This is a genomic window from Paenibacillus sp. J22FR21 (assembly GCF_056269135.1).
Genome location: NZ_JBWDNJ010000002.1, coordinates 590,855 through 605,553, shown reverse-complemented (window position 1 = coordinate 605,553; position 14,699 = coordinate 590,855). Strand labels below are relative to the sequence as shown.

General features: G+C 52.6%; 10 protein-coding genes. All 10 read right to left on the bottom strand.

All coding sequences use genetic code 11. The features are described from left to right. Positions 1–17: 17 nt before the first annotated feature. A complete protein-coding gene (locus AC0YNS_RS08550; RefSeq protein ID WP_475780574.1) occupies positions 18–2,618 on the bottom strand; it encodes a transglycosylase domain-containing protein in 2,601 nt (866 codons plus the stop codon). Between the two features lie 224 nt (positions 2,619–2,842). Further along, positions 2,843–3,082, bottom strand: coding sequence for an RNA chaperone Hfq (gene hfq, locus AC0YNS_RS08545; protein ID WP_090635997.1), 240 nt, complete (start codon positions 3,080–3,082; stop codon positions 2,843–2,845). Continuing rightward, complete coding sequence (gene miaA, locus AC0YNS_RS08540; RefSeq protein ID WP_475780573.1) at positions 3,079–4,092, bottom strand: tRNA (adenosine(37)-N6)-dimethylallyltransferase MiaA; 1,014 nt, start codon at positions 4,090–4,092, stop codon at positions 3,079–3,081. The genes hfq and miaA overlap by 4 nt, the downstream gene beginning before the upstream one ends. Next, on the bottom strand, positions 4,089–4,859 hold the full coding sequence (locus tag AC0YNS_RS08535; protein ID WP_475780572.1) for a class I SAM-dependent methyltransferase: 771 nt from the start codon (positions 4,857–4,859) through the stop codon (positions 4,089–4,091). Before AC0YNS_RS08535 ends, miaA begins: the two co-directional genes overlap by 4 nt. Beyond that, positions 4,856–7,075 (bottom strand): DNA mismatch repair endonuclease MutL, encoded by a 2,220-nt coding sequence (gene mutL / locus AC0YNS_RS08530; RefSeq protein WP_475780571.1) that lies wholly within the window; start codon positions 7,073–7,075, stop codon positions 4,856–4,858. The genes AC0YNS_RS08535 and mutL overlap by 4 nt, the downstream gene beginning before the upstream one ends. A gap of 24 nt (positions 7,076–7,099) precedes the next feature. Continuing rightward, positions 7,100–9,835, bottom strand: a complete 2,736-nt coding sequence (mutS, locus tag AC0YNS_RS08525) for a DNA mismatch repair protein MutS (protein ID WP_475780570.1) — start codon at positions 9,833–9,835, stop codon at positions 7,100–7,102. 195 nt (positions 9,836–10,030) lie between these two features. Then, complete coding sequence (locus AC0YNS_RS08520; RefSeq protein WP_475780569.1) at positions 10,031–11,473, bottom strand: putative amidoligase domain-containing protein; 1,443 nt, start codon at positions 11,471–11,473, stop codon at positions 10,031–10,033. Between the two features lie 137 nt (positions 11,474–11,610). Next, the gene (locus tag AC0YNS_RS08515; protein ID WP_090978422.1) at positions 11,611–12,165 is read right to left on the bottom strand and encodes an outer spore coat protein CotE; all 555 of its coding nucleotides are present in this window, start codon (positions 12,163–12,165) and stop codon (positions 11,611–11,613) included. A 123-nt stretch (positions 12,166–12,288) separates the two neighbouring features. Then, on the bottom strand, positions 12,289–13,281 hold the full coding sequence (locus AC0YNS_RS08510; RefSeq protein WP_475780568.1) for an aromatic acid exporter family protein: 993 nt from the start codon (positions 13,279–13,281) through the stop codon (positions 12,289–12,291). Between the two features lie 67 nt (positions 13,282–13,348). After that, on the bottom strand, positions 13,349–14,584 hold the full coding sequence (gene fabF / locus AC0YNS_RS08505) for a beta-ketoacyl-ACP synthase II (protein ID WP_475780567.1): 1,236 nt from the start codon (positions 14,582–14,584) through the stop codon (positions 13,349–13,351). Positions 14,585–14,699: the final 115 nt, after the last annotated feature.

The window sequence follows — 14,699 nt, the reverse complement described above, 5'->3', positions numbered from 1 at the left end:
TTAGCTGCTTAGTTCAGTTATGGCGCTGTGGGAGGGGGCGAGTTAGTCGTCCCGTTCCCGTTGCCATTCGAGTCTCCTGCTCCCGGATCAGGCTGGCCATCGGCCGGAACGGAACCATCGCCTCCCGGCGTATTGCCGGAGTCGCCTGTTCCGTTCCCAGGCGTATTGCCATTCCCTGGATCGGTCGGCTGACCACCGTTACCCGGCGTTTCTCCGCCATTTCCAGGGGTTTCTCCGCCATTGCCCGGCGTTTCACCACCGTTATTCCCATCACCCGGCGGAGTTGTGCCATCGCCTGGCTCTCCATCGCCGGGAGGCGTTTCATTGCCGTCACCCGGTGGAATTTCTCCGCCTGGCTCATCCGTTGGCGGCGGTGTAATTTCCGTTTCCGGAATTTCCACGGTCAATTGATCGGAAGGTTTCCCTTCCATATTTTTGTTCGCGTCGTAAGCCGTCACATAATAGGTATAACTCATCCCAGGTGCAACGGTCATATCATCAACAGCCGGCTCTAAGGAATCAAGCAGTTTCGTAAATTCCTTCTCACTCGCTTCCTTCCGATACACGTGATACTGAACGCCTTCCCCTTCAATTGGCGACCACGACAGCTTCACAAACGCAGCAGCCTCATCATAGATCGCGTTGAAATTCGTAATGCCAACCGGCGGTTTCTCTTCTTGTACATCGGAAGGTTTAGCGAAACTGTCTTTCTTGACACCTTTAATGGCATCTTTCATGACTTTACCGAACATGGCGGCGGATTGCGCACTGCTCTTCTTGATCATATGATTCTTGTCCGTAATATCATAGCCCATCCAAACAACCGCTGTCCATTCAGCGGTATAACCGGCGAACCAGGCATCGCGATTATTACCTGTTCTCAAGCCCGGAATACCATGCTGCGTTGTACCTGTTTTACCTGCTACCGGACGATCAATACGTGCTGCCGTACCGGTACCGCCCTTCTCGGTTACAGCCTGCATCATATCTGTCATGTAGTAAGCTGTTTTCGGACTCATCAGCTGTTCAGGTTGAGGAGCGTCATATTGGTAAAGAACCTCCTCGTTTTTATCGGTGATTTTGATCAAAGCATGAGGATCTACCGATTTGCCTTCATTAGCAAAAGCGCTGTACGCTCTTGCCATATCAAAAGGAGTAACCCCATTAGTTAATCCGCCAAGACCGATTGCTAGGTTGCGGTCTTTGGAGCTGTCGAGCTCGAAGCCCATTTTGTCCGCGAACTTCAGTCCGGTTTTCACGCCGAGTTCATTTAACAGCCATACAGCTGAGGCGTTGCGGGACTCTTTCAACGACTGCCGCATGGGGACAGGACCGATGTATTTCACTTTGTTCGAATCGGACGGGCAGTACGAGCCGTAGCACGTTTTCACATCCTGCAGAATCGACCAAGGGAACCAATCGCCGCTCTCAATCGCCGGTCCGTATACCGTGATCGGCTTAAAGGCCGAACCCGGCTGGCGTGGCTGAACCACCCGATTCAATCCTTTGTTCACATAGTCGCGGCCGCCGATCATCCCTTGAATCTCACCGTTTCGGTGATCTACGATGATCATTGCACCTTGCTCCTGCTTGTCGTCGACACTCTTCTCGAAGTTGTCGTCATCTTCAAATTCACGCGCCATAACCGACTGGGCTTGCGTATTCAGCGTCGTATAGATTTTATAACCGCCAACCCGCAGTTCTTCTTCGGTTAAACCGCTTTTCTCTACCGCTTCATCGACGACGTAATCAATGAAAGTAAGGTTGGAATCGTCCGTCGTACTTGTTTGATTTGCCGGACGCTTATACTCAACGGCTTTCGCTTCATCCATCTCAGCCTGCGTAATATAACCCTGGTCAAACATAAGCTGCAGAACTACCGATCGTCTCTCTTGCGAATTAATCGGATTATTAATCGGGTTATAATTGCCCGGTGCCTTCGGAATTGCCGCTAAAGTCGCCATTTGCCATAGCTTCAGATCTTTAAGCTCCGTATCAAAGTAAAAGCTTGCTGCTTCTTTAATCCCATAAGCACCTTTACCGAAGTAAATCCGGTTCAAGTACATCGTAATGATCTCGTCTTTGGTCTTCTTATGCTCCAATGCAACGGCTATGGAGGCTTCCGTCGCCTTACGGAAGAAGGTTTTGTCCTGGGTCAGGAACAAATTCTTCGCGAGCTGCTGGGTAATTGTACTGCCGCCCTCTACTGCACTGCGAGCTACGATATCTTTGACAACCGCTCTTCCGATTGAATAAAGGTCAATCCCGGAATGTTCCTCGAAGCGGCGGTCCTCTGTCGCAATTACGGCTTCTCTCATGAGCAATGGAATTTCGGCAAACTCCACCGTTTCGCGATTTCCGCCGGCCTGAGACAGCTTGGTCACTTCTTTGCCCTTCGCATCATAAATCGTCGAAGACTCCGGCAATATGAATTTATCCTGGTTCTCGGCCAGAATCCGTTCGCCGTTCAAAATAATCAACAAATAACCGATGATGCCGCATACTATGGCAACCGCTCCGGTAAAAAACAGCCAGACGGCCCATTTACGTTTTTTGTTGGTTTTCTTGCCTTTCTTCTCTACCTTCTTGTTCCTCGTGCTGCGTGGTCCATCAGCCATAAGCTCAGGTCCCCTCCAGTTCTCTCACACCTAATTGTGCACTCTCTCTATTTATACCCTATATGTGTAAACGGCAACAGGAGGTTTGAAACATCTTCATCACGTGCTTTCCTGCCCGCCAAAAAAAAGAACAACCCTGCACGTCGCAAGGGTTGCTCTGTCGTGCCGCTATCCAATTAAACGTTACATGTTCTGAAAAGGTTTCAAAACATGCGCTCCGGAAGTTACGCTTCGTTGTCTTGAACCTGCATGAGCGAAACATTGCGCTGCGGGGTAAAGGTCGAGATCGCATGCTTGTACACCATTTGCTGACGGCCTTCGCTGTCAATGACGATCGTGAAGTTGTCGAATGCTTTGATGACACCGCGGATTTGAAAGCCGTTCGTCAAATAAACGGTTACCGGCACGCTGTCTTTGCGGAGTTGATTCAGAAATGTATCCTGAATGTTGATTGATTTGTTCATTGCGCGTTACCCCCATCGTCAAAAGGTTGGTTAAAAGTATATTCAATATCGATCTTAAACTTTCCTGCTATTATACCATAAATTGCTTGCAAATTCTTGTGAAAATTTTCATCGGTATCAACCCAATGGATATCGTTCATATGCCGGAACCAAGAAAGCTGTCTTTTGGCAAAACGTCTTGTATCGCGTTTCAGCAGTTCAACGGCTTCTTCAAGCGTGAGATGACCTTCTAAATAAAGGACAATTTCCTTATAGCCAAGTCCGTGCATCGAGACGGCATTAGCCGGAACACCGTCATCCAGCAGCCTCTTCACCTCGTCGACAAGCCCTTCATCCATCATGGCATCCACTCGCTCGTTGATCCTTGCATACAGCTTCGCACGGTCCATTGTAAGTCCAATAATACAGAGTTCGAACGGGGAAGTCTTTTTCTGTCCTTCCAGCTGCTGCGAAACCGTCGTACCTGTCAAATGATGCACTTCTAACGCGCGAATGACGCGGCGTTGGTCGTTGGGATGCAGCCGATCCGCTGCCTCCGGGTCGACGGCGCGAAGCCGTTCATGGAGCGCTTCTGCCCCATGCGAAAGCGCATAGAGGCGCTGCTCTTCCCGATAGGCATCATCAGAGCCTACTTCGGCAAAATCATAGCCATAGGCGACTGATTCCACATAAAGGCCTGTACCGCCTACGATAAAAGGCAGCTTGCCCCGGCTCTCAATCTCCGGAATAAGCGCCGCGCAGCGCTCTTGAAATTCCGCGACCGAGAAGGAATGGGTCGGCTCGCAAATATCGATCAAGTGATGCGGAATGCCCTCCCGCTCCTCAGGTTTGATTTTGGCAGTACCGATGTCCATTCCTTTATACACTTGAATGGAGTCGCCGGAAATGATTTCGGCATTGAAAGCTTTGGCGAGCTCCAGGCTTAATCTTGTTTTACCGACTGCTGTCGGGCCGATCAGCACAAGCAGCTTTGGCTTGTTGCTCTCTGTATGTGTTGTCGCTGAGCTCATGTTGGCAGAATCACTCCGTAAGCTATTTTATTCATATGCCGCCTTTCAAAGCCCAGCCGCCGAAATTCTTCGCTGCCTTGGTGCTCCTTGAGGACAACCATTTTGCGGGCTACACGGGTGGCCTGACGGACCGATTCTTCTTGAAGCGCATCGTTGTTGGCGAGTCCTCGCAAGGGCTGTAACGCTGATGAATCGTGCATCGGCTTGCGGAACATCGGGTCAAAGTAAACGATATCCACGCTCTTATCCGGCAATGCGGCCAGATAGTCGAGATGGTTCGTATTGCGCATTTCAATTCGACGCAGCGCTGCGTTCACGTCCGCGTGATCGGTCTCGTAAGTCTTCAGCCCTTCACGAACGACAGTGTATAACATCCGTTCGCTTTCAATCGCCGTTACGCGGCCTTCCTCGCCAACCGCATAGGCAAACACCAGTGCATCTGAGCCGAGACCAGCCGTACAATCAACAACATGATCGCCAGGCTGACAGCCGGTTAGCGAGATAAGCGGATCTGATTCGCCTTTGCGCATCCGTTTCACACGTACATAAGCCATGCTGGGATGAAAATACAGCGGTTCTTCCGATTCCTCATAATAGCGCAGTCCCCGGTCGTCTGCAACAAGCAGGCGATTGTCGCCATATTTCGTTCTGAGCAGGCTAAGCGAGTCTTGTTTGCGAGGGACATAGCGCCCTCCAAGCTCTTCTGCCAGCCCGGCTGCATAGGCGGCCTGATCAGGTGTAGGCTTGTGCGGCGTCGTTACGATCATGACATCACCCGCTTAAACATCTTCTCCAGCTGATAGGTGGTCATATGAACGACAATCGGCCGGCCGTGTGGACAGGTGTAAGGCTGGATACATGCCGCAAGTCTATGCAACAATCCTTCGCCTTCCTCACGCGTCAATCTATCATTAGCTTTAATCGATGCTTTGCAGGAGCACATGATGGCAGATTTCTCACGCATCTTGCCAATATCGATAGATCCGCGTTCGCCGATCAGCCACTCTGCCATTTCTTCGATGACATTGTGTTCTTCGCCTTCAGGCAGCCACTCCGGATAGGAGCGAACCAGGAACGTATGCGCCCCGAACGGTTCAAGCTCGACGCCGGCCTCCTGCATGTAATGCAGCTTACCCTTCAAGGCAACAGCCTCCGCTTGGGTGAACTCCATTGTCAGCGGCACGAGCAGCTGTTGACTTGCCTGCTCCGGCCTGCTGAATTTCTCAAAGAAATACTCGTAATTGATTCGTTCATGCGCCGCATGCTGATCAATCAAGAAGAGTCCTTCTTCGTTCTGAGCGATGATATACGTGCCGTGAAGCTGGCCGATCCAATAGAGCTCAGGGAACGAAGGCGTTGCAGGATCACGCGCTGGCTGAGATTCAGCCGCATAGCTTGTAGCGACGGCACGCGCACCGGTGAAGTCGCTTGCTGCGCTGCCTTGCGCAGAGTCAGACTCAAGCGCATCCACGGCAGCGGCGGTCAAAGCAGACGCATTGCTTTGCTCTGAAGTTTGGCTCTCTGCGCTGTTCGGCGCGTAGTCCAGCCCGGATTCCCGTGCGATCGCCCCCTGCGCGCTTGGTGGCGCGTAGAGACGCTCGGTCGCATCCTTAGGAATGGCAGCAGTTCGATTGACTCCTGCTTGCCAATCCGGGGAATAACTGCGGCTCTCTTGACTGCGAGAGCTGCCGATCCCCATCGACTGCGCCTTATCCGACAAGGTCGAAGTCTGATACGACTGCCGCGCTTGCGGTTGTTGTGTCGCTGCACCCTTGGGATCACTCGGATTGCTGCTCGCAATCGCTTCTTCGGCAATTTGAAGTGCTGCCGCGATTTCTGCTGCGGAAACCGACAGACCGCTTGGCGTGGCAGTTAGAGGCGCTGCTGGCGGTGCTGCCTTCTGGAACGTATCATCCGGTTGATGGAAGGAGATACGATCCTGGACAAATAACGGCTTTGAGCGTTCCGTTGTCGCAGCCGGACCTGGAATATGCCGCTGCTTGCCGAGCGCGCGTTTGACGGCTTCCTCAATGAACTCACGCAATTCGGCTTCTTTGCTGAATCGCACTTCCATCTTGGAAGGATGAACGTTGACATCCAGCAAGCTCGGATGCATGCCGAGCTCGAGCACAACCATAGGAAATCGGTTAATCGGAAGCAGCGTGTGATAGGCTTGCATAATCGCTTGATTAATTACGAAGCTCTTGATATACCTGCCATTCACGACGATCGTTATCCCGTTGCGGTTCGATCTCGTCTGCTCGGGCTTAGAAATATACCCCTGCAGCTCATAATCCGGATGTTCGCCGGAAACCGGCAGCATCGCCTTGGCCGTCGCCGTACCATAAATCGCCGCGAAAGCTTGCAAACGATCACCGCTTCCAAGCGTGCGAAGCAGCAACCCTCCGTTATGCTTTAAGGTAAAAGCAACTCCCGGATGTGCGAGAGCTAAGCGGTTCACGTAATCCGCGATGTGACCGATCTCCGTTTGGATCGTCTTCATATACTTAAGCCTGGCAGGTGTATTATAAAACAGCTCGCGCACGCTGATATCCGTTCCTTGCGGCGCATTCGCTTCTTCATTCGCAGTAATGCTGCCCCCTTCGATAACCAGACGGCGGCCAAGTCCGGTTTTCTCCGGTGATGACACACATTCAACGCGGGCTACGGCGGCAATACTCGGAAGCGCTTCGCCGCGGAAGCCCAGGCTTGCGATGCGGAACAAATCTTTACTGGAGGAAATTTTACTCGTTGCGTGTCTGTAGAACGCCGTCTCTATATCATCGCCCTCAATGCCGGAACCGTTATCTGTCACGCGCACAAGGGTTAGTCCACCTTCTTCGATTACGATATCGATGGCACTGCTGCCTGCGTCAACCGCATTCTCCACGAGTTCCTTAACAACGGACGATGGCCGCTCCACCACTTCGCCTGCGGCGATTTGGTTGGCTAATTGCTCGTCCAAAATACGGATTTTGCTCATCTCGACCATACACCTCCTGAGCTATCATTGCTCGTCGTTTAGCTTGAGCTTCATATCATTCAGCCATTGCATCGCTTGCATCGGCGTTAAATTAAACAGGTCCAGCTTCCGCAGCTGCTCAGCCAGCTGTTCTGCGCGGGTATTACCTTTGCGCTGCTTGCCTGCGCTTGGAGCCGTTTCTTCAAATATGGAGAGTTGCACGACTCCAACCGTTGCTGCAGGTTCGGGAACATGAACAGGTTCAACGTTGCGAGGCAATTCCACTGCTGCGGGAACCACTTCTGCCTCTTCAGAAGGCGCTGCGTATGCTGCGGCAGCCTCTGCGACATAAGGAAGCTTAACCGCAGCGGCGGCAGCAGCCAGGTTTTCTTGATCCGTGTGCAGCTCCAGTAAGGAATACGCTCGCTCGATTATGCTGCCTGGCAAGCCTGCCAGCTGCGCGCAATAAATGCCATAGCTGCTTCCGGCCGCTCCGGGGACCAACTTGCGCAGGAAAGTGACATTGTCGCCGGTTTCCTGAACAGCCATGCAGGCATTCGCCAAACGCGGAAGCGTATCTCCCAGATGAGCCAATTCATGAAAATGCGTCGAGACAAGTGCTTTACAGCCGACTTCATGATGGACGAACTCAATGACCGCTTGCGCGATTGCCATCCCTTCTCCAGTCGATGTTCCGCGCCCCAGCTCATCGATAATGACTAGACTTTGAGCCGTTGCTTTCTCCGTCATGATTTGGATGTCCTTCATCTCCACCATGAACGTACTTTGGCCGCCGATCAGATCGTCTGCTGCGCCGATACGCGTGAAGATGCGATCAATAAGCGGGACCTCCGCGAATTTCGCCGGTACGAAGCAGCCGATTTGAGCCATGATGCTGACCAAGGCAACTTGGCGCATATACGTGCTTTTTCCAGCCATATTCGGTCCGGTAATGAGCAGCATGGAGGCTTTATCTACACCCTTAGCAAGCGATGTATCATTCGCAATGAACGCTGCGTCCATGACCGCTTCGACAACGGGATGACGACCTTCCTGCACGACAAAATCATACCCTTCCGTCACATTCGGCTTCACATAACGCTGCTCGCCGCTGACGGTAGCCAAGGATTGGAACACATCAAGGGCAGCCAGCACTTCTGCGAGCTTCTGAAGACGGTGCAAATGAGCGCTCAGATGATCGCGGAGCTCAACAAATTTGGCATACTCCAGGTCAACCATTTTATCTTCAGCTTCGAGGATCAGTGTTTCTTTCTCCTTCAGCTCCGGTGTTACGTAGCGCTCTGCGTTCGTTAGCGTCTGTTTGCGTTCATAACGGCCTTCAGGAAGACTGCCAATGTTCGCTTTGGACACTTCTAAGTAATAACCGAATACTTTGTTGTAGCCGATCTTCAGTGACTTAATTCCGGTCGCCTCACGCTCTCTGCGTTCCAGCTCTGCCAGCCATTTCTTGCCGTTCACGCTCGCTTCGCGAAGCTCGTCCAAGTAGCTGTCGTATCCGGCTCGGATTAATCCGCCTTCGCGTACGGAAACAGGCGGCTCTTCCACGATGACCGTCTCAATCATCTCGGCCAGATCCGCGCAGTGATCGACGTCCTTCACCAGCTTGCGTAAAGTCTCAGAGTCTGACTCCGCACAGAGCGCTGCAATGGCAGGCACATGCTGCAGGGATGACTTCAATGCATTCAGATCACGACCGTTGGCACTTCCGTACGCTACCCGCCCCACTAGACGCTCCAAGTCATAGATTTCATTCAATTCACGGCGCAGCTCGTCACGCAAAATAAAATTGCCATACAGCCTGTCCACCGCTTCAAGCCGCTCATCAATCGTCGACTTCGACAGAAGCGGTTTATCGATCCACCTTCTCAGAAGCCTAGCGCCCATCGAGGTGCGCGTACGATCCAGCAGCCATAGAAGCGAGCCTTTCTTATTACGGTCGCGAACCGTTTCAACCAGCTCCAGGTTGCGTCTCGTAAACGGATCAAGAATCATATATTGGTTCGGCTCATAGACGGAGATCCGTCTGACGTGACCCAGCGAGCGCTTCTGCGTCTCGTCCAGATATCCGGTCAGCAAGCTGACTGCGCGATGTCTGGCAGGGGCCAGCGAATCCAGCGTCAGTTGACTGAATTGCTGCGCGAGTCGATCCGTATCCATCGGCGTTCTCTCCGTGAAGAGAACCGGACGGTTCCAAACCGCTGCTGCCAAGCGAAGCTGCTCCATCGCTCCCGCGTCGCCGACGATTTCAGAAGGATGGTACACGTTCACTTCATCCGTCAACGCTTCTTGCGCAGCAGAGAACGATGTAACATAAAGCTCGCCAGTCGTTAAATCACAAGCGGCAACGCCGAATGCGCCGCCAATCTCTGAGACGGCTACGATGAAGTTGTTCGCTTTATCCGCCAGTGACTTCGATTCCATCACCGTACCCGGTGTTACGACGCGGATAATCTCACGGCGCACGACACCTTTGGCAGCGGATGGGTCTTCCACCTGTTCGCAAATCGCAACTTTGAAGCCTTTCTCGATTAATCGGGCTATGTATCCCTCAGCGGAATGATAGGGTATGCCGCACATCGGAATTTTCTTGTCGCCCCCGCCCTCACGGCCGGTTAGCGTAATCTCCAGTTCCCTAGATGCGTTGATCGCATCGTCAAAGAACATTTCATAAAAATCGCCCAGACGGAAAAACAGAATCGCGTCCTTCGCGCCTTCCTTGATGCCCAAATATTGCTGAATCATCGGGGTATATGCAGTCATGCGGCCCCTCCTATATGAATTTACGTAGATTTGCGTGCTATGAACAAACAGACCTTCATTATAACAGAAAAAGCACTCCGGTTGGAGCGCCTTAGTCTACTCTACACATTATTGCTCCTTGAGCTACTCATTCGCCGCTGGCACACCTTTCGAGGGATTGTGTTGCTCCTTGAGCAACACATCTATACCATCGCCTTACTCAATCGTCCGCACCGAGCGGTTCGCATGATTAGCTGGAGATCTGTCCTCCCCATTCCCGACGGGTATACGCCACTTCATGCGCAGATCCGCCTCCGGGTCCCACTTCTTCCCCTCGCGAATCGCAAGGAACAGCGGTTCGATCCACTGAGCCAGTTCACGATAGGAGCTCGTCGAGGCCATCGACGAGGCTAACTGATCCAGACAGCCGCGCAGCTCCTCGCTGTCACCAACGTAATAAGCGGCAACATACCGCTCCTCTTCCGCTGGACAGTAGCTGAGCGTGTTTGTTTCACGCGCGCAAAGCAGCGCCAGGGCAAAAGCTGCCTTCGCAGCAAGCGGCGAAACAAGCCAGCTCGGCAGCGTGCGATACTCGAATCCGCCATGCGGCTGAAGTCGGAAATCGCCAAGAAAGCCGTATTTCGGACGGCGCGCCTGCTCCGCCCAGGACTCGATCATCGCTAACGGGAACGCGATATAGCTGTCCAACAGTCGCAGCAGCCTTCCCGTCAAGGAAACACCGCTTAGGTGGATGTGGCCGCCTAACGCAAACCCTTCGGCAGGCATCCCACCTGCCGCCCAGCGAAGCGGCGGTTCGCTCGGGATTCGCTGCGAGGCTTGCTGCAGCAGCTTGCGGATGTTTCGCGCAAGCTCATCCGGCGTTACAGCCGGTGCCGGCCGGAGCTCGGCGATCGGGTACCGAATCTGCCCTCGCACCACGACGGCATCACAGCCCGCTCCATGACCGCCTTCCAGGTAACGGGCCGCCGAAACCACTCTGCCATCCCCATCAAGCAGCAGAAACTCCGGATCAGCCCCAATCAGAATGGATGATGAAGCAGTTGTTCCCGCCACAAGCTCAGCCTGTAGTCGCAGCACCGCTTCCTTCCAACGTCCCTTACTATAGTCCGCCAACGACGGAAGCATGATACGTGCGACAAAACACCGCCCCTGCTCCCCCTCAGCAAGCTCGACGATCCCATTATCCAAGCCGCAAGCATAGAGCGCACGAACGGCTAATCGAACGAAAGGTTTGTAACGTGAGTCCTCCGGTAGGATCTCCTTGTTCGATGCACCCGGCAGCACCTCAGCCTGGCCACCAATTCGCTTTCGCCTCCGCTCCACCGCGATAGGGAGCAGCTGGAACAACGACACATCATAACTCGCGACTCGATTCTCTCCCGACTCCTCTGGCCACGTCGCAGCGCCTGCACGAACGAGCCGCCTGCGCACCTCCTCCTCGTCCCAGACCGAGAAAGCCGCAGCGCCGGCATTGATGACAAACGGCTGCTTGGCCAATTCGCGCCATCCGTCAGCCAAGCCTATCCCATTGCGCCCCACAAGGACGGCGTCCCCGGCATCCGGACCGCCATCCCTTTCCGAGATTCCGCCGAAAGGTACCCATTCCGCACCACTGCTCATCCATACCCTGCCAGCCATCGCCGCCAACTCCGATCGCTCTCTTTTGCAATAAACACGCGTATTCCCATATTTATCGAAAAAAAAGAGGGCTCTCGCCCTCGAATCTTTCCCCGCTCTCGCATACGATACATTAACCTAACTGTAACCCGCTAAAATTACAGTTCGTCGTCGAGCAGCTCCGGATCCAAATCTTCAAAGTCACCATCATCACCGTAATCGTAATCTTTGCCGTCATCCGAACCGCCCGGCAAAGTAGCTACCCACACCTTCGTTTCAGCCACCAGAACGACCGCAAACTCGCGCTCCACGCGAATAACGACGCTGTTCCCGCTGGACGAAATGTTAGCTTCGATACAATTAGGCTCTTGCGTCGACTCCGCAGATACTTCCTCGGTCGAAGCCCGGTGCTTCGGATCGAGATAGGAGAGCGGCACATGCTCGACGTAGGATAATGTTTCTTTCGCTACGTCAGTCTGCGAGTTTTTGTTGTAAGAATACCAGATGTTGACATCGTAAGTACCGATAACTTCGATCCCGTCTCCGGAACGGACCGCCTCATATTGGTGATTAATAATCCAAGCGCCCAAGATGCTAGTTGGGTGATGAGGCGGCGTAACGTTATGAGTTACTGTGGAAAACTTACGACCTTTGCCGCAGACAGCTTTGGTAATAATTTCTCTAGCCTTAAGCTGTTTATCTGCATAAGCCATCGATCTAACCTCCTCCATACAATCATTCAATTAAAGTGTATGCAGGACATTCGTCTAGGGTGACTATTTCTTTTTGACATGTACAAATTTTATAGGCTAATTCATATTATTAGCAGAATTCCATTAAACGTTTGCTTCGCGCGCCGCAGCCTTCAGGCTGTTTTTTTGTTTTTTGAGCCGTTTTGCGATCGAGAGATAGCGCTGGAGCTCATGCACCACATGCAGCAGCGCCGCTCGCATTTCGAATTCATCGCGGGTTACGGGAAGCGGCATAGAAGGGAAGCGGGATTCCAGTTGCAATCGCATCTCATCGACTTTCCCCTCATAAACTTCGGATTTCACATCGTCTGCCAAATGCTCGAACAGCTCTGCGACAAGCTCGCCCTGCGGCAATGATTCATAGACTAGCGCCAATTGCGTTAACATCAAACTGATGGAGTCCAGCTGCTGCTGACGCATGTCAAAATAATTCGGCCAATAGCGGCTGTACGCACTTCCTTGTCCCCAAACTCGATTCTCGCGGGCGATCTCCGAACGCCGGATGCCTTCCTCAATCGCCTGCGCCGCTTCGAGCAGCTCTTCTCCATTCCACACAAGGGACGGCGTGCGAAGTGTCGCTGCCATCGTTTGAAAGATTCGGCCGAACTTCTCCTCCGTCACGTGCCGAAGCTCAACCAGTTTATGCTCTTCCTTCGGCATATAGAGAAAATTAATGACGGTTGCCCAGCCCAGGCCCGTTAACAGCAGCATGATTTCGTTGCCGATCAATGCAGTCGTAACTTCTTCCTTGGCATAGACGTGGAAGACAATGACCGCACTCGTTACGATACCGTCCTTGAGATGAAACCGTGACAAGATAGGGAAAGCAAACAGCACGAAGATCGAGATCGTCCAGAGGTGGAACCCGAGCAGCATAAATAATAATGAAGCAAAGAACAATCCGAGCACGGATGCCATGAATCGGTCAAAAGCGCTTCGTAACCCTTTCATCCTGGTGACTTCTACGCCGAGAATGGCGAGTAAGCCCGCAGACAGCGGCGGGTTTAGACCGAGATAATGTGCCGTATACAGTGCGGCAAGCGCCGCTATAGCTGTTTTGATAACGCGGATTCCCATAATTGCTCCTTAGCCGATAGCCGCTAACTTATTTTGACACTATCGTACCCCTCTCGTAAGAGGCGAGTCAACTATACGCTTTGAATACAACAACGGCATTATGTCCGCCAAAACCAAACGAGTTACTCACGCCAATTTGCAGTTCAGCCTGCCTTGCATGATTCGGTACATAATCCAGGTCGCACTCCGGATCTGAATTCTCTTGGTTGATCGTCGGCGGAATGATACCTTCCTGAATACTCTTCATCAAGGCAATCGCTTGAGCGCCGCCTGCAGCGCCAAGCATATGACCTGTCATCGATTTAATCGCTGTTATCGGAATGTGGCTGGCTTTCTCACCAAAAACCCGCTTAATTGCAATCGTCTCGGATAAATCCCCGATAGATGTGCTCGTTGCATGCGCAAAAATGACATCCACTTGATTAGGATCGACAGCAGCTTCGCGAAGCGCAGCCTTCATGGCCAGATAAGGTCCGTACCCTTCCGGATGGGTGGCTACCATATGATAGGCATCTGAGCTTGCGCCATAACCGATAATCTCCGCATGAATACGCGCATTTCGCTGCTTCGCATGGGATTCCGATTCCAAAATCACGATCCCCGCGCCTTCTGCCATTACGAAGCCGTCACGTCCCTGATCGAACGGCCGGCTTGCTTTGTCCGGCTCATCGTTGCGTGTAGACAACGATGTCGCGTTGCCGAAGCTGGCTAATGAAATTTCCGTAATAGCCGCTTCTGAGCCACCTGCAATTACAATATCCGCAGCTCCGCTTCTGATCAGCCTAAACGCTTCGCCGATTGCAGTATTGCCAATGGAACAGGCGGTCACCGGCGAGAGCGTCGGACCATGTGTCCCATAACGGATACTGATCATGGCTGCTGCCATGTTCGATATCATCATCGGCACAAGTGTTGGGCTCACGCGTTCCGGTCCGCGCTCTTGCAATACGGCATCCTGCTGAAGCAGGGTTTCGATCCCGCCAATTCCCGAACCCACGTAGACGCCAATGCGTTCCGCATCAACCTCATCCTTCTGCAGTCCGGCATCCGCCCACGCCTGATCTGCAGCTGCCAGAGCGAACTGACAGAATCGATCCATGCGCCTTGCTTCCTTGCGACCGAACAGTTCCTCCGCATCAAAATCTACCACAGTACCGGCAATCTTCGCTTTATGGCGAGTAACGTCAAACCGATCGATCGGCCTAATACCTGACTGCCCTTTAATCAATGCCTGCCAATACGTATCAATATCAGAACCCAGCGGCGATATAATCCCCATACCGGTTACAACTACTCGTTCCATCGTACAACTACCTCCTTCAAATTCTCTCTTGTGATGCTATGGTGTCATATTTATTATCCTATTACAAGTTGTCGTTTATCCTAGTATAATAAACACCATACTATTAGTATCAGGT